Genomic DNA, 15,570 nt, shown 5'->3' on the forward strand with positions numbered 1-15,570 from the left:
ATATTTATATTACCTTGACTAGTACCGTGTTACCCCATCTTTAGTAACAAGTGCAAATACCAAAGGTTGGGCAGGAACAGGTTCAGAAGTGATACGGTAGGCTTCTAACACCTTACCTTCAGCTTCCTCAACTTTCTTCTCACTGGCATCGTTGATATGCAAGACTGCAAGCGTCTCGCCAATCTCTACAGCATCTCCAACCTTTTTGGAGAGTTGAATCCCCACAGCCAGATCGATTACAGATTCCTTAGTTTCACGTCCAGCTCCAAGCAGCATAGCCGCAACGCCAATTTCCTCGGCCTGAATACCTTCTATGAACCCCTTCGTTTTCGCCTTCACTTCAATGAATCGCTTAGCAGTAGGGAGCTTCTCCGGAGAATCAATTTGCGATACATCTCCACCTTGTGCCTTCACGATTTGTTTGAACTTCTCTAGCGCACTGCCATCTTCAATATGCGTCATAAGAATCGAACGTGCCTCCGCTTCATCCTTGGCTTTGCCGCCAAGAACAAGCATCTGGCTGCCCAGAATAAGACAGACCTCCTGTAGATCCTTTGGACCATGACCCTTCAAGGTCTCGATTCCTTCCTTAATTTCCAACGCATTTCCGATCCCGTAACCAAGCGGCTGGTCCATATCACTGATGATTGCAACGGTATTGCGACCCAGATGCGTTCCAATGTCAACCATCGCCTGAGCGAGTGCTATAGAATCATCCAGCGTCTTCATAAAAGCACCGCTGCCTGTTTTGACATCCAACACGATCGCATCCGCACCTGCTGCAATCTTCTTGCTCATCACAGAGCTTGCAATAAGGGGGATGGATTCAACTGTTGCAGTTACATCCCGAAGGGCATACAGCTTTTTGTCTGCGGGTGTAATGTTGCCCGACTGACCGATCACGGCAGCCCCGATCTCCCCTACTTGGTCAAAGAAACGCTCACGAGCCATCTCGATAGAGAAACCACTGATTGACTCCAGCTTATCGAGCGTGCCTCCAGTGTGCCCAAGTCCACGACCGGACATCTTCGCTACCGGTACTCCAGCAGAAGCTACCAAGGGTGCCAATACTACAGTTGTTTTATCGCCCACTCCGCCTGTGGAGTGTTTATCGACTTTAATACCTGCGATTGGGCTAAGATCTACTTGATCGCCGGACATCGCCATTTCCATCGTTAGATCGCCGGTTTCCCGCGCGTTCATGCCTTGAAAATAAACAGCCATTGCCCAAGCAGAGAGCTGATAATCAGGCACTTCACCTTTACTATAGCCCTGAATTAGAAAGGAAATTTCCTCACGACTCAGCTCTCCGCCATCTCTTTTTTTCTGAATAATATCGACAGCTCTCATATTACACCTGCACTTCACGGACAATTGCGCGAGCAAGTCCGATAAATTTTGGTCTAGTCAAATTAGTTACCTTCATTATCTGTTCAAACGTCAATGGCTCAAGTTCATTCACTTGTGTCATAGATTGGACCTCCCAAAAATTCAAAATGCAGTACCCGAAATTACATTTTCGGAATAAAGCCCAACACCAGCTTCAGGAAACGCTCACGCACACGGTCTGCAGTTTCCATAACCTCTTCATGGTTGAGAGGTTGATCCAGAATTCCCGCAGCCATGTTAGTAATACAGGAGATACCCAATACCTCGATACCTGCATGACGGGCAACAATGGTTTCCGACACAGTAGACATGCCCACAGCGTCAGCCCCTAGATGACGAAGCATTACGATTTCAGCAGGTGTTTCGTAGCAAGGTCCCAGCAGACCTGCATATACGCCTTCTTTGAATTCGAAATTCTGCTGCGCTGCCGTTTCCTTCGCTACCTTGATTAGGCGGCGACTATAAGCGGTTGACATATCCGGGAAGCGCACGCCCAGTGCAGGATCATTAGGTCCTATTAACGGGTTCCGACCCGTCATATTCAGATGATCCGTAAGGAGCATAAGATCGCCCGGCGTGAAATCTGTGTTCACTCCACCAGCAGCATTAGTTACTAATAGGCTGGCTATACCAAGTTCTTTCATAACCCGAACAGGGAATGCCGTTACCTCCGGTCCATATCCTTCATACATATGAAAGCGGCCCTTCATCATCACGACACGGCGTCCTTCAATCATACCGATCAGCAGTTCTCCCTCATGCCCTTCTACAGTGGACACAGGGAAGTGAGGAATCTCATCATATGGAATGCTGATTCCATCGGTGATCAGGTCTGCCAGCACACCGAGTCCTGAACCAAGGATCAATCCAATTTCCGGAGCCACCGGACATTTGTCTTTTATATAAATGGCTGCTTCTTGAATTTCTTTTTGAGTTAACATGCTATGGATGATCCTCCTTAATGAATGTTGTGGCGCAACCCACATCCTTTTATTGCAGTTTCGCTAAAAAGCTTGTCCCATACTGCGGCGCCTTCGCACCGAAATTATCAGCAATGGTTGCGGCAACATCCGAGAAGGTCTCACGAATACCTAAGCTATCTGGATGCTTAAGGCGTGGGCTGTAAATAAGCAGTGGCACATATTCACGAGTATGATCTGTTCCGCTATGGATTGGATCATTCCCATGATCTGCTGAAATAATCAACAGGTCATCTTCACCAAGCGTGGATAGAATTTCAGGCAGCGCCTGATCGAATACTTCCAGTGCATGACCATATCCTTCCGGATCGCGACGGTGTCCATATAAAGAGTCAAAATCCACCAGATTCGTGAACAGCAAGCCATTGAACGGTTGGCGAAGTTGCTCAATGGTGACTTCGATACCATGTTCATTGCTCTTCGTAGGGTAAGAAGCTGTAACCCCTTCACCTGTGAAAATATCGTTGATCTTTCCTACCGCGATAACATCTTTTCCGATATCAGCCAGCGCGTTCATTACCGTTGGTTCCGGTGGTTTCACGGCATAATCATGGCGATTTGAGGTCCGTACGAACTTTCCTGGTTCGCCAACATATGGACGAGCAATAACACGCCCTACGGAGAATTCTGGAGCCATAGTTAGCTCACGGGCGATTTTACATGCGCTGTACAGCTCTTCCAGTGGAATGATATCTTCATGTGCCGCAAGCTGGAATACACTGTCCGCAGAGGTGTAGACAATCCAAGCTCCGGTCTTCATCTGCTCTTCGCCATATTCAACTAGAATTTCCGTACCGGAAGCTGGTTTATTACCGATCACTTTCCGGCCAGTTGCTGCTTCGAATTTTTCAATCAATTCTGTCGGAAATCCATCCGGATACGTATTGAATGGAACCTCGATCTTCAGCCCCATCAGCTCCCAGTGCCCGGTCATCGTATCCTTACCGACAGATACTTCCTGCATCTTGCCATAATATCCTGTTGGTGAAGCTACAGGTTCAAGCGGCGGCAGCGGAGCAATATTAGCTAATCCTAACTGCTGTAGGTTAGGGAGTTTCAATCCGGGAACACGGTTCAAAATATGACCAAGCGTATGTGAACCCGCATCACCAAAATTCGCAGCATCTGGAGCTTCTCCGATACCTACACTATCCAGAACAATAAAACCAATTCGTTTAAATGAGGACATATTGTCTTCACTCCTTTTTTAATATAGATCGTTAGTTCATTCGTTTGCACCAACAAGAAGAAACGGCTGTACCTTCTCCCGGAAGTCAGATGCTTCCGTAGCTAGCGATACAATGTATCGCCTGTCAGGTATCCGTTTCTGCCAAAGGATAACCTGTGGAAAATTACCCATTCCCCAGTCTATCCTATAAGTATGATTCCATCATAACTATCTTACTCACAAAAAGCATCTTTGAAGCATGATCAGCGAGCTCTGGGATGATGGCTCTCATATACTTCCTTCATATTCTTACGGGCGATACCGTTATAAATCTGAGTCGTCGAAATATCAGCATGACCCAGCATTTGTTGTACGGAACGCAAATCCGCTCCACCTTCCAGTAAATGGGCGGCGAAGGAATGCCTAAGCGTATGCGGTGTAATATCCTGCTCAATGTTTGCTTCCCGTGCGTATTTTTTTATGATTTTCCAGAACCCCTGGCGGGTTAATCGCCCACCTAGGCTATTCAGGAACATGGCCGGCTCCTCCTGATGATCACGAAGCAGCTTGTCCCGCATAAGAGAAGTGTAAGCTGCTACACTCTCAGCAGCAATGGTTCCAATGGGAACCACTCGTTCCTTGCCCGAAGTCCCTGTACAGCGCGCAAACTTCATGTCCGTATGCACATCGTCTACGTTAAGAGAAATCAATTCAGAAACCTTTATTCCCGTTGCGTAGAGCAATTCCAGCATTGCCTTATCGCGCATCCCTTGTACTGTACTCACATCTGGAGCAGCCAGCAGCCGCTCAACCTCCGAAACCGCAAGCACCATAGGTGGCTTCTTATCAGGCTTCATGGTTTCCATGTCCAGTGTTGGATCCTGCTCAATTAAACGTTCCTTCAACAAATAATGAAAAAAGGCCCGCAGGGACACCGCGTTTCTGTTGAGCGTTGCAGTGGCTCTTCCCGCTCCGCGTAAGGAGCCAAGATATAACATCACATGAGATCTTCGGATTTCTTCAGGCTGTTCAGCCCCCCGCTCTTCAGCAAACTCTAGAAACTGCGATACATCCCTACCGTAAGATTCCAGTGTATTCGGGGACAAGCCTTTATCTCCGGACAAATAATGTAAAAAAGGCTGCAAGTGTGACTTCATTATTTCACGCTCCTGTCCTGGCGCAGCTACTCTTAGTGTCTTCCTGCAGCACATTCAGCATGAGGCTTCAGCAGATGTGTACACAACTCTTACTCTGCATAAATCCACCCTAGCTTTCTTCGACATTCTTCTCGCTTGTTCCTGCTTCCTGCGGAGCTTTCATTCTCCGAACCAGTAATAGAAACGTAAGCGCTGCCTTGCATCCAGACCATCATCACCAACCTCGGCGTGATCAAATGCCCGAACAGCAGTGCCTTCAGGAATTCCATAGTTCTCTATCGGACTAAGCCATTCCCCTAGCCAGCTCATAGCATAGTAGAGTAAATAGCTTAGAGCCACAAACATGATCATAAAATACAGCTTGCGCACTGTTTTGGGCACAGAAACAATCATAAGGACGCCTCCTATTACATATAAATGAATTCTGCTCGTCCTTCATTTTATGCTCCAAAAAAGGCTGATATGTATGGCTCTAATAGACTAATCATTTAAAAAGCCCCCTCCGGTATAGGAACCGGGGAGGACTTGTGAAGTTAATTCTTAATATAAGATAACTTAGGATGGATTTCCGTCTGTATTGTTCTTATCAGTACAGCGGTAGCAAATCCCATGGAAATCAAGTCTATGATCAAGCACTGTGAAATTAAACTCTTTCTCCAGTCGCTCTTCCAGCGGACCGAGCCAATCCTCGCGAATCTCATCCATACTGCCGCATTGCACACAAATTAAGTGATGATGATGATGCTTCGCAGTATCTGTTCGCAAATCATACCGGGCTACACCGTCGCCGAAATTGATCTTTTCTACGACATGTAGCTCACTGAGAAGTTCGAGGGTACGATACACAGTCGCAAGACCAATCTCGGGAGCTTTCTCCTTCACGAGCATAAATACGTCTTCCGCGCTAAGATGATCTTCCTCATTCTCCAGCAGCACTCTTAAGGTCGCTTCCCGTTGGGGTGTAAGCTTGTATCCTTGGGATTGTAACTGTTGCTTAATCTTGTCTATCCGTGCTTCCACCTGTCTCCCTCCCCCTTGGATAATTACCGCACCGGTCTTCAAACCACTTCTTCCATTATAGGGGGTGTCGCTTTCAGAAGTCAAACGCTTTTACTGCACAGTCAAGGTCGTCACCGCTTGTACAAGTGAAGGCGTGACCCAACGCATCATGGTTGGTGTAACCCAGGTCTCAAAACATGAAATACCCAGGATCAAAAGCGCCATCACAAATGACAATATAGTGTACATGGTAAAAGGACGAGTCACTGGCGTCCGGCGTTGTCCCATCACCCGGCTGCGGATCATCTGCAAGGAAAAAGCTATCGCAGCTGCACTGCTAACCAGCAGCACAGGGATCAGCACCAGATTATGTGGAGCCACAGAAACTAACGCGAACAACATCCCATGCCAAGAATATTGACTGACCAGACAGCCAACCGTAAAACCGATCAGTACCCCTTTTAAAAAATCAAGAATCAAAATTCCCGGCAGCCCAATGACCGACAACCCAAGAATCCAGATCAGTCCGATCCATTTCAGATTCAAGGCTGCTATACTCCAGTACGAATCAGGTGCGGCTGGCAGACCTTGCTGATCAACCGTAACAAAGAAATTCCCCAGATAATCCCCCAGCTCCTGCTGCTGATCCATCGTAAGCGCACTAACGATAAGAGCTCCAAATACAACACCTACCAGAAATAATACGCCGACAAAAATATACAGAGGCGTCTGTTCCTTCATCATCAGCCGTAAATTACGCATTTGGGACGTTCCCCTTTCCGGTTACATGTTACACCATATGAGAAAACGTCCCGCGATATGACTTGTCCTTTAGGTAATGACTCTACTTTCTGGGCTGTACCACTTTACCGTACGTCCCGCCACCGCCTGCTGATAGCTCCAAAATGCCAGAGCGGGCCTGGACGATCATCGACGCCAGATCCGCACCTACAACGCTGGCAATTTCCGCTTCACCACAACCATGTAAAATGTTCATCTCAGTTCCAAATGCTTGCAGTAACGCGTTCATCTTCGCCTTCCCTAACCCCGGGATAAATTCAAGCGGAACCTGATAATGATAGGGTGGACGGTCAGCAGGCACTATCGGCGTCTTGCGGTCAGCAATATCTAGGATCCGGTCGAAGACACCTCTAACCAGCTTAAGACTGCCGCAATATTGGCAACGATCCGCGTTGACATAAGCCTCATCAATAATACTGCCGCAGCCCCCGCAATAGCTCCGGTGGTATTTGCCAAGCCGTGGATTAAGTCCGAAATTTGCAATTACCTTCCGTCCATCTTTACGTTCGAGTGCAAGCCGCAGTTCAGCGAACGAAGGCTGTGCCAGCTCCATCACATTATACTCACGCCCTAGCTTACCCAGTGAATGCGCATCTGAGTTGGTTAGAAACGTGTAATTATCAAGTTCAGAAAGATATCCAGCCATTTCGGAATCCGCACTCAGCCCGAGTTCAACCGCAGCTATGCGGTCCAGATCAAAGATGTCCGCCATACGCTCTGCAGCACAGCCGTACAAGCCCTTGTGAGGCGTGAAAATATGTGCAGGAATAAGAATGCCTCCCCGCCCGTAAATCTCATCCTGAAGCTCCCTAGCCGGAGCATACAGGCGCTGGGAACTTAGATTCACATTCCGCATATAGCGGCTCATCCACGCACTAAAGTCGGTCATGCGTTCCACGTCCGGCATGTAAGCGAGCACATGGCACTCTTTTCGCCCCGGCTCGCGGATTTCAATCTCTGTCCCCAGAATGATCGTAGTCCCTCGGTAAGCAATCCCTCCACCTTCAGCTAACGTCATCTCTCCAGATTCCAAAGAGCGCTGAATATCCCGCAGTACGCCAGGTGAATGACTGTCTATAATACCGATCATTTCTAGTCCCTTGCGCTCTGCAGCTTCTTTGGCAATGCCCGCAAAGGTAAGCTCGCGGCTGCCGCTAATTTTGACAGCCTGACCTTCCGACGTTCGTCCAATATGAACATGCAAATCGCAATAGAAACTCTTCAGTTCAGTTGTTAATTCCATTGGCCTGTCAGCGTGTATAGATGCCAAGCGTACACTGCCATCATCGTTTTTGCATCCGCGATGCGCCCGTCAGCCATATATTGATACGCTTCCTCCAGGGTAAGCTCCGAAACCTCTAGGAATTCGTCCTCGTCCAGTGACATATCCCCTGGTTGAGCGTTAGTAGTCACATACAAATGAATAATCTCATCGGCGAAGCCGGGAGAAGTATAGAAGGATTTAAGCAATTTCAGATCTCCACTGTGAAATCCAGTCTCTTCCTGAAGTTCACGACCAGCCGCAACTAATGGATCTTCACCTTTATCCAGCTTCCCAGCAGGAATTTCCACCTCAGTGCGTTGCATGGGCTGACGGTATTGCTCTACAACAAGCATTTTGTTGTTGTTTAAAGCAAGCACCGCTACAGCACCGGGATGCTTCACAACTTCACGTGTCGCAGTATTTCCATCAGGCAGTCTCACTGTGTCCACCTGCAAAGATATAATCTTCCCATCAAAAACAGGCTGTGTAGACAATGTCACTTCATCAAGCTCGGGTTTGCTGTGCAAATGTTGTTCTCCCATAAAGTTTCTGGTCTCCTTTTTCTCTATTGTGCATACGGTGTATTATAGCAAACTTAAAGGGAAAGAAGGAATTTCAGATGAACGAAATCTTCAGCCGTACAAGCTCATCCGCAGTTATGATGGTAGGTAAGCCGGAGGAAATAAAGGCCATCTTGGCTGGATGGATCCAGCAGTATGGGCGCGATATGCCCCTGGCATACATTCTTTCCCTGCACGATCAATCTACAATCCTTCCGTCCAAGGCAGGATGAATTCATCCTCTCCTCTGGGACTTAGCCATACATGTTCACACAACTATAGGGGTGTCTCAAAAGCCATGAAATGGCTGCTGGGGCACCCCAGTCTTTTTGCGTCCTCCCCGATTAGAGGGACTTTTGTGCTTACGATGCTGGTATTGGGCACAAGTTGTTTGATTAAGCGACTAACGCGCTTACGATGTTGATATCTAGCACAACTTGTTTGATTAGATCGCTATTGCGCCTATCTTTGTACGCTATCGGACTCAGTTGACCTTAAACACACGTTTTCCCCACTTTTGCTATGCTGTCGGACCCCAGTGACGCTATCAGCATGAAAAACACACTATGTGCACCTCTTCTTAAGGAATAGCTGCACTGGTGTCCGAAATTCTGCTCAAATGGCGATAATATTGCTTATAGCGTCATCTGGTCCTTTAGCCTCAAGAGAGGGGGCGGACTTGACGCTATCTGTTGTGTCTCGGTGCTATCGAATGTGACTCGTTGCTGTGTGATGTGTCTCGGCACTATGTGATGTGACTCGCGCTGTCGGATGTGTCTCGCACTATCGGATGTGACTCGTGCTATCGGACTCAGTTGACCTTAAACACACCTTTCTCGTACTTTTGCGATGCTATCGGACCCCAGTGCAGCTATCAGCACAAAAAACACACTATATACTCCTCTTTTTAAGGATTAGCTGCGCTGGTGTCCGAAACTCTGCTCAAATGGCGATAATATTGCTTATAGCGTCATCTGGGTCCTTTTGCCTCAAGAGAGGGGACGGACTTGACGCTATCGGACACAGCTGCCCTTAAACACACCTTTTCCCCTTTTGCTATGCTATCGGACTCCATTGCCGCTATCAGCATGAAAAACACACTATATGCTCCTCTTCCTAAGGAATAGCTGCACTGGTGTCCGAAATTCTGCTCAAATGGCGATAATTTTGCTTATAGCGTCATCTGGGTCCTTTAGCCTCAAGAGAGGGTGGTGACTTGACGCTATCGCTCTCTGCACATGGATATGCCTATGGACCCCAGTGTCGCTACTGGCATGAAGACTTCATCGGAGCATTCCGAAAATTTCTACTTCGAGACTCGCCAAAAGCGGCGTTAGAGGTCGCATGACTTTTTTTGGATTTACCTTGATATTGCTACACTAAACTCCCCATAAAAAAATGCAGAGCAGCAATCCTCCGTTACGGTAAGATCGCTGCTCTGCTGTTTTATAAGGCAATTAGCCCTTTGCGCTCTCTTTTACAATATTCACAACGAGTTCAGCCACTTTAACGATATCTTCGGCTTTAATCCGTTCCTTGGTAGTATGGATATGTTCATAACCCACTGCAAGGTTAACAGTCGGAACATCTAGACCGTTGAATACATTAGCGTCACTACCTCCGCCAGAGTGGAACAGACGTGGAGTAAGCCCCATAGAAGTAATGGCCCGCTGTGCAAGCTGCACTACTGCATCATGCTCATTAAAGCTAAAAGCAGGGTAGATGATTTCACTGCGGAATTCGCATTCTGCGCCGTATTCCCGCACAGTTGTCTCGAGTGCTTCGCGCATCGAAGCGATTTGATCGCCTACCTTCTCCTGCACAATACTGCGTGCTTCTGCATCCAACTGAACGTGATCACACACTACATTCGTTGGGCCGCCGCCAGCGAACTTTCCAATATTCGCTGTGGTTTCATTATCAATACGACCCAGCTTCATGGCTGCAATCGCTTTGCTAGCGACTTGAATTGCGCTGATGCCGTCCTCAGGGTTCACGCCAGCATGAGCCGATTTCCCAAAGATTTGCATCGTGATTTTAGCCTGTGTCGGTGCTGCCACCGCAATCGCTCCAACTTCACCATTGGAATCAAGTGCAAAGCCGAAGTCAGCATCCAAGTTACTTGGATCCATCGAACGTGCGCCCAGCAATCCAGATTCTTCACCCGCTGTAATCACGAATTGAATCTGACCATGCGGAAGCTTTTGCTCTTGGATAACACGAATGGCTTCGAACAACGCAGCAAGCCCTGCTTTGTCATCGGCTCCAAGAATCGTAGTGCCATCACTTGTAATCCATCCATCTGAACCAAGTGTAGGCTTGATATTTTGTCCGGGAACAACCGTATCCATATGGCAAGTGAACAGAAGCTTTGGAGCAGCTCCTCCATTCTCAGCTGGCCAGGTAATGAATAGATTACCTGCTCCATGTCCGGTTCTTTCCTGGGAATCGTCTTCGAGCACTTCTAAACCCAGTGCGTTAAACTTACTCTTAAGGACATCGGCAATCTGCCGTTCATTTCTTGTTTCGCTATCAACTTGGACAAGTTCCATAAACTCCTGAATCAATCGGTCTTGTGAAATCACTGGACTTCCCTCTCTTTCGTGAATACGGTACAATGGTTGTACGGCATTACCATCTTCATGTTAATAACTTAAACTAAATCTAAAGGAGTTACCCATGCAACGTAATAAATGGTTCAAGATCTTCATCTACGTCATGTTGTTTGCCATGATTGCCTCTACGCTATTTATGGTTATCGAGCCGTTCCTTGCAGGTTAAACATTGCTCAGGAAGCATTAATAATAGCGGCTAGGAACACCTTGCCGCTATTTGGCCTGCACGTTTGTTCTTAATCAGCCTTTGCTATATCACAGAAAGTATCCATCAGCTCTTCATATGGAAAATGTTTCAAGAAATATGGGACCAGCTCTCTAGCCACCTCTTGAAGCTCAAATCGACGACCTGCACATTCCTCTAGAGAAGTTATTCCAAAATCGGTGATCCCGCATGGAATAATCCCTTGAAACCCGCGCGCCGCAATCCCCTCAGAAATGTTAAAAGCAAAACCATGACTGGTAATAAAACCTCTTCGAAATTTACTCTTATTAAACTTCACACCAATAGCACAGATCTTCTCATCGCCAACCCAGACTCCGGTAAACTCCGGTTTACGATCTCCGACAATTCCGTAGGATGCCAAATAATCAATAATAACAGCCTCCAGACTGCGCAAGTACCCATGCAAATCCACTTTGCCATCCTCTCCGAGCTTAAGGATCGGATAACCTACAAGCTGACCTGGTCCGTGATATGTAATATCTCCTCCGCGATCGATTTCAAACAGCGCGATTCCTTTTTCTTCGAGCTGCTCTTGATCCAAGAGAAGATGTTCAGGATGATTTTGTGAACCGATAGTATAGGTAGGCGGATGCTGCAAAAGAATAAGTCGCTCCGGCTGCTCGCCAGAATCAATGGCATGCACACTTTCTTTTTGCAGCTCCCAGGCCGTCCCATACTCCATAATGGGGTCATATGAAATCTGCAGCTTACGAAAATCCGTATTTTTCATACCGTCAGGTCCCCTTTTCCAGTCTCCTGCCTGCACAGTTTGGCTAGTTATTCATTAATAGAGCTTAGTGTCCGGTGTATATCCTTCTATATTATCCTTGACGCGTTGCAAGAAACGGCCACAAATGACTCCGTCCAGAATCCGGTGATCCAGGGACAGACAAATATTAGCCATTGAGCGAACAGCAATCATATCATTGATGACCACAGGCTTTTTCACAATCGATTCAAAGGTCAGAATCGCTGCTTGTGGATAGTTAATGATTGGATAAGAAAGAATGGAGCCAAACGAGCCTGTATTATTTACAGTGAAAGTCCCTCCCTGCAAATCTTCCAGACTAAGTTTGCCTTCGCGTGTTTTTTGTGCCAATTCATCAATCTCACGAGCCAACCCAGCAACATTTTTCTGATCAGCCTTCTTAATCACAGGAGTGATAACCGAATCTTCTGTACCTACCGCTAACGAGATATTGATATCACGTTTGACAATAATTTTGTCTACAGCCCAGACAGAGTTCATAATCGGGTAATCCTTAATCGCACTCACAACAGCCTTCATCATGAAAGCCAGATAGGTTAGATTGATGCCTTCCTTGCGCTTGAATTCTTCCTTATGTTTATTGCGCAGCGCTACCAGATTAGTCACGTCCACCTCAATCATCGTCCAAGCATGTGGAATCTCCGAGACACTCTGGCGCATTCTTGTAGCAATTGTGTTTCGGATTGGTGTTACATCAATCAGATATTCCGAACTGCTTCCTCGTCCACCCTCAACCTCTATCGTTGGAATACGCGGAGATTCGCTCAAATGTAGCCCGGAATGGCGAAGAGGCTCTTCTGCTTTCTTCACTTCGGTTTGAACAAACTGTGGAGCTGGTGGTTGTGATACAGACGGGGCAGGCTGACTAGCAGGAGTTGAAGCTGCGGATGTAGCTCCACCTTTTTCTAAGAAGGTTAGCACATCTTTACGGGTAATTCTGCCACCCATACCTGTACCAGTAACCAACGATAGATCAATGTTATGCTCAGCAGCCAGTGTCTGTACTGCAGGAGAATAACGAGCACGCATCGAATCGCCAGCATTTGCAGTGGACTTCTGCCCTGCAACATCATTAGAAGCATTCGATGCAATTGTCGTCTGATTCGTACTTGGAGCAGCAGCAGAGGCAGCCACAGGCACGGCTATACGACAAATGACTTCGCCGACATTGACAACCTGGCCTTCTTCCGCTAATAGTTCACCCATAACTCCATCGATCGTTGAAGGTAATTCAGCATTTACTTTATCTGTAATAAGCTCACATAGTGGTTCATATTGCTCTACCGGTTCACCCGGTTTCTTCAGCCATTTGCCGATCGTCGCCGATACCAGCGATTCTGCCAGCTGCGGCATGATCACGTCAGTCAACTTTTGGTTGTCAGACATCTTTTCACTCCTTAAAAGTTTTACGAAGCAATGACTCTTAGAAAGACTACGCAGTAAAACTTGCTTCGTAAGCATCACTTGAGTTTTAGGAAGCTTCGCATCTACTTAACAAATTAATATTGTGCTAGCCGGAGCATTTCCGCCTTCACTTTTTCTTTACTTAGCATGAAAAACTTCTCCATTGGCGGGCTGATTGGCATCGCCGGAACATCGGGACCACAGAGACGGAAGATCGGTGCATCCAGCTCGAACAGACAATGCTCAGCGATAATGGCCGCCACTTCGCCGCCAATTCCGCCTGTTTTATTATCTTCATGCACAATCAATACCTTACCGGTCTGACGGGCAGCAGCAATAATCGCATCACGATCCAGCGGTTGCAAGGTACGCAGATCAAGAATATGTGCTGTAATTCCTTCCTCGCGTTCCAATTCTTCCGCAGCCTGCATAGCAAAATGCAGCGGAAGACTGTAGCCAATCACCGTAATATCCGTTCCCTCACGCAACAGATTAGCTTCGCCAATTGGAACGGTGTAATCCCCTTCCGGCACTTCTTCCTTGATCAGCTTGTAACACTTTTTGTTCTCAAAGAAAAGAACCGGATCAGGATCACGTACGGCTGCCTTCAACAAACCTTTAGCATCATAAGCGGAGTAAGGCGCTACAATCTTCAATCCAGGTGTACCAAAGAAAATCGATTCTGGACACTGTGAATGATACAAACCGCCGAACACCCCGCCGCCAATAGGGGCACGAATGACAACCGGGCAACTCCAATCGTTATTTGAACGATAACGGATTTTAGCCGCTTCACTAATGATTTGATTCGTCGCTGGAAGCATAAAGTCGGAGTATTGCATTTCAGCAATTGGTTTCATTCCGTACATAGCTGCTCCGATGGCTACACCAGCAATCGCTGATTCAGCGAGGGGTGTATCCATAACCCGCTCTTCGCCAAACTGTTCCTGTAGACCTTTAGTTGTGGTAAATACGCCGCCTTTGAGACCAACGTCCTCACCAAGCACGAACACGGAATCATCGCGCTCCATTTCTTCCTTCATCGCGAGCCTGATGGCATCGATATATTCCATTATAGCCATGGTTTATGCCCCTCCTTTGAGGTCGGAATCACTGTATACATGCAGCAGTGTGTCTTCCGGTTTCGGGAACGGAGCATTATCGGCATATTCGATAGCCGCTTTAAGCTCAAGATTGCATTCAGCAGCAAGATCTTGTTCTTGCTCGTCACTCCACAATCCCAGACCGATCAAGTAATTACGGAATCCTGCTACGCCGTCCTTCTTCCAGTTCTCATCAACCTCTTCTTTGGTCCGGTAAGCCAGATCATTATCTGAGGTGGAGTGTGGAGACAAACGGTACATCATCGCTTCAATCAGCGTAGGACCTTCACCCGCGAGGGCTCTTTCCCGCGCTTCCTTAACGACACGATAAACCTCAAGCGGATCGTTTCCGTCTACACGCACACCAGGAAATCCATAACCCAGCGCACGGTCGCTAACCTTGCCGCCTAACTGTTTATGAACAGGAACAGAGATTGCGTACTGATTGTTCTGGCACATGATAATAACCGGCAGCTTATTCACTCCGGCAAAGTTACAAGCTTCATGAAAATCCCCCTGATTGCTGGAACCTTCACCGAAGGTTACAAATGAGACGAATTTCTTCTTCTGCATTTTGGCCGCCAGAGCAAAGCCAACCGCATGAGGGACCTGCGTGGTTACAGGGCTTGACCCTGTCACAATACGCAGACGTTTGCTGCCAAAGTGACCTGGCATTTGCCGCCCACCACTGTTTGGATCTTCTGCCTTTGCGAATACGGACAACATAAGTTCGCGTGTAGTCATACCCACTGAGAGCACGAAAGCATAATCGCGGTAATACGGTAAAAAATAATCATTTTGCCGGTCCAGCGCGAACGCCGCCGCCACCTGACCCGCCTCCTGGCCTATGCCGGAGACATGAAAGTTGATCTTGCCAGCGCGCTGAAGCAGCAGACTGCGCTCATCGTATTTACGAGCGAGCGACATATATCTGTACATATCGATGACCTGGCCGTCACTAAGTCCAAGCTGCTTATGTCTGTTAATCGTTTCTACAGTACCTTGGGATTCCATAAAGAGATACCTCCTTATTCATAAAGCCTGAAGTCTTACAGGAATTAAGACCAATTGTGCCCTGATCTTAAAACCTGGTACTAAGACTTGGCTTGAGTATATTATAATCCCTTTCTACCCA

Annotated in this window: 16 protein-coding genes; 2 read left to right on the forward strand and 14 right to left on the reverse strand. The window is 47.3% G+C overall.

Going from position 1 to position 15,570, the window contains the following annotated elements; translation table 11 throughout:
* Positions 1-18 precede the first annotated feature (18 nt).
* The 9 genes from NSQ50_RS21135 to NSQ50_RS21175 form a co-directional block, all read right to left on the reverse strand.
* Positions 19-1,350, reverse strand: coding sequence for a pyrimidine-nucleoside phosphorylase (locus NSQ50_RS21135; RefSeq protein ID WP_036676056.1), 1,332 nt, complete (start codon positions 1,348-1,350; stop codon positions 19-21).
* Positions 1,351-1,511: 161 nt separating this feature from the next.
* A complete protein-coding gene (locus NSQ50_RS21140; RefSeq protein ID WP_036676055.1) occupies positions 1,512-2,330 on the reverse strand; it encodes a purine-nucleoside phosphorylase in 819 nt (272 codons plus the stop codon).
* Positions 2,331-2,379: 49 nt separating this feature from the next.
* Positions 2,380-3,558, reverse strand: coding sequence for a phosphopentomutase (gene deoB / locus NSQ50_RS21145; protein WP_076223027.1), 1,179 nt, complete (start codon positions 3,556-3,558; stop codon positions 2,380-2,382).
* Positions 3,559-3,800: 242 nt separating this feature from the next.
* Positions 3,801-4,694: a site-specific tyrosine recombinase XerD gene (xerD, locus tag NSQ50_RS21150; RefSeq protein ID WP_076223025.1), complete on the reverse strand. Its 894-nt coding sequence runs from the start codon at positions 4,692-4,694 to the stop codon at positions 3,801-3,803.
* 159 nt (positions 4,695-4,853) lie between these two features.
* Positions 4,854-5,087 (reverse strand): DUF4227 family protein, encoded by a 234-nt coding sequence (locus NSQ50_RS21155; protein ID WP_036676052.1) that lies wholly within the window; start codon positions 5,085-5,087, stop codon positions 4,854-4,856.
* Positions 5,088-5,249: 162 nt separating this feature from the next.
* Positions 5,250-5,714, reverse strand: coding sequence for a ferric iron uptake transcriptional regulator (gene fur, locus NSQ50_RS21160; RefSeq protein WP_036676051.1), 465 nt, complete (start codon positions 5,712-5,714; stop codon positions 5,250-5,252).
* Between the two features lie 90 nt (positions 5,715-5,804).
* Entirely contained in the window at positions 5,805-6,455 is a 651-nt protein-coding gene (gene spoIIM, locus NSQ50_RS21165; protein WP_036676050.1) for a stage II sporulation protein M, read from the reverse strand.
* An 82-nt stretch (positions 6,456-6,537) separates the two neighbouring features.
* Complete coding sequence (locus tag NSQ50_RS21170) at positions 6,538-7,737, reverse strand: endonuclease Q family protein (RefSeq protein WP_076223023.1); 1,200 nt, start codon at positions 7,735-7,737, stop codon at positions 6,538-6,540.
* Complete coding sequence (locus NSQ50_RS21175) at positions 7,728-8,300, reverse strand: NUDIX hydrolase (protein ID WP_036676048.1); 573 nt, start codon at positions 8,298-8,300, stop codon at positions 7,728-7,730. Before NSQ50_RS21175 ends, NSQ50_RS21170 begins: the two co-directional genes overlap by 10 nt.
* Before the next feature lie 77 nt (positions 8,301-8,377).
* Here NSQ50_RS21175 and NSQ50_RS21180 point away from each other — a divergent pair, with 77 nt between their 5' ends.
* A complete protein-coding gene (locus NSQ50_RS21180; protein WP_155288161.1) occupies positions 8,378-8,551 on the forward strand; it encodes a hypothetical protein in 174 nt (57 codons plus the stop codon).
* Between the two features lie 1,224 nt (positions 8,552-9,775).
* On the opposite strand, the gene NSQ50_RS21185 is transcribed toward NSQ50_RS21180, so the two are convergent.
* Positions 9,776-10,903, reverse strand: coding sequence for a tripeptidase T (locus tag NSQ50_RS21185; protein ID WP_036676047.1), 1,128 nt, complete (start codon positions 10,901-10,903; stop codon positions 9,776-9,778).
* A 94-nt stretch (positions 10,904-10,997) separates the two neighbouring features.
* Here NSQ50_RS21185 and prli42 point away from each other — a divergent pair, with 94 nt between their 5' ends.
* Complete coding sequence (gene prli42, locus NSQ50_RS21190) at positions 10,998-11,099, forward strand: stressosome-associated protein Prli42 (RefSeq protein ID WP_094872112.1); 102 nt, start codon at positions 10,998-11,000, stop codon at positions 11,097-11,099.
* A 70-nt stretch (positions 11,100-11,169) separates the two neighbouring features.
* Here the strand turns inward: prli42 and lipB are convergent, their stop codons facing one another.
* The 4 genes from lipB to NSQ50_RS21210 form a co-directional block, all read right to left on the reverse strand.
* Positions 11,170-11,889 (reverse strand): lipoyl(octanoyl) transferase LipB, encoded by a 720-nt coding sequence (gene lipB / locus NSQ50_RS21195; protein ID WP_076223021.1) that lies wholly within the window; start codon positions 11,887-11,889, stop codon positions 11,170-11,172.
* A 54-nt stretch (positions 11,890-11,943) separates the two neighbouring features.
* Complete coding sequence (locus tag NSQ50_RS21200) at positions 11,944-13,314, reverse strand: dihydrolipoamide acetyltransferase family protein (protein WP_076146993.1); 1,371 nt, start codon at positions 13,312-13,314, stop codon at positions 11,944-11,946.
* 113 nt (positions 13,315-13,427) lie between these two features.
* Positions 13,428-14,414 carry an alpha-ketoacid dehydrogenase subunit beta gene (locus NSQ50_RS21205; protein WP_036676034.1) on the reverse strand — a complete coding sequence of 329 codons (987 nt, stop codon included), beginning with the start codon at positions 14,412-14,414 and terminating at the stop codon, positions 13,428-13,430.
* Between the two features lie 3 nt (positions 14,415-14,417).
* A complete protein-coding gene (locus NSQ50_RS21210) occupies positions 14,418-15,449 on the reverse strand; it encodes a thiamine pyrophosphate-dependent dehydrogenase E1 component subunit alpha (protein ID WP_036676031.1) in 1,032 nt (343 codons plus the stop codon).
* Between the last annotated feature and the right edge of the window lie 121 nt (positions 15,450-15,570).

Origin of the sequence: Paenibacillus sp. FSL R10-2788 (genome assembly GCF_038003885.1) — a bacterium.
GTDB classification, from domain to species: Bacteria; Bacillota; Bacilli; order Paenibacillales; family Paenibacillaceae; genus Paenibacillus_AQ; species Paenibacillus_AQ odorifer.

What these genes read in the sequence shown, in the direction of transcription:
- NSQ50_RS21135 (WP_036676056.1), bottom strand. Translation starts at nt 1,350, where the DNA reads ATGAGAGCTGTCGATATTATTCAGAAAAAAAGAGATGGCGGAGAGCTG.
- NSQ50_RS21140 (WP_036676055.1), bottom strand. Translation starts at nt 2,330, where the DNA reads ATGTTAACTCAAAAAGAAATTCAAGAAGCAGCCATTTATATAAAAGAC.
- deoB (WP_076223027.1), bottom strand. Translation starts at nt 3,558, where the DNA reads ATGTCCTCATTTAAACGAATTGGTTTTATTGTTCTGGATAGTGTAGGT.
- xerD (WP_076223025.1), bottom strand. Translation starts at nt 4,694, where the DNA reads ATGAAGTCACACTTGCAGCCTTTTTTACATTATTTGTCCGGAGATAAA.
- NSQ50_RS21155 (WP_036676052.1), bottom strand. Translation starts at nt 5,087, where the DNA reads ATGATTGTTTCTGTGCCCAAAACAGTGCGCAAGCTGTATTTTATGATC.
- spoIIM (WP_036676050.1), bottom strand. Translation starts at nt 6,455, where the DNA reads ATGCGTAATTTACGGCTGATGATGAAGGAACAGACGCCTCTGTATATT.
- NSQ50_RS21170 (WP_076223023.1), bottom strand. Translation starts at nt 7,737, where the DNA reads ATGGAATTAACAACTGAACTGAAGAGTTTCTATTGCGATTTGCATGTT.
- NSQ50_RS21175 (WP_036676048.1), bottom strand. Translation starts at nt 8,300, where the DNA reads ATGGGAGAACAACATTTGCACAGCAAACCCGAGCTTGATGAAGTGACA.
- NSQ50_RS21180 (WP_155288161.1), top strand. Translation starts at nt 8,378, where the DNA reads ATGAACGAAATCTTCAGCCGTACAAGCTCATCCGCAGTTATGATGGTA.
- prli42 (WP_094872112.1), top strand. Translation starts at nt 10,998, where the DNA reads ATGCAACGTAATAAATGGTTCAAGATCTTCATCTACGTCATGTTGTTT.
- lipB (WP_076223021.1), bottom strand. Translation starts at nt 11,889, where the DNA reads ATGAAAAATACGGATTTTCGTAAGCTGCAGATTTCATATGACCCCATT.
- NSQ50_RS21200 (WP_076146993.1), bottom strand. Translation starts at nt 13,314, where the DNA reads ATGTCTGACAACCAAAAGTTGACTGACGTGATCATGCCGCAGCTGGCA.
- NSQ50_RS21205 (WP_036676034.1), bottom strand. Translation starts at nt 14,414, where the DNA reads ATGGCTATAATGGAATATATCGATGCCATCAGGCTCGCGATGAAGGAA.
- NSQ50_RS21210 (WP_036676031.1), bottom strand. Translation starts at nt 15,449, where the DNA reads ATGGAATCCCAAGGTACTGTAGAAACGATTAACAGACATAAGCAGCTT.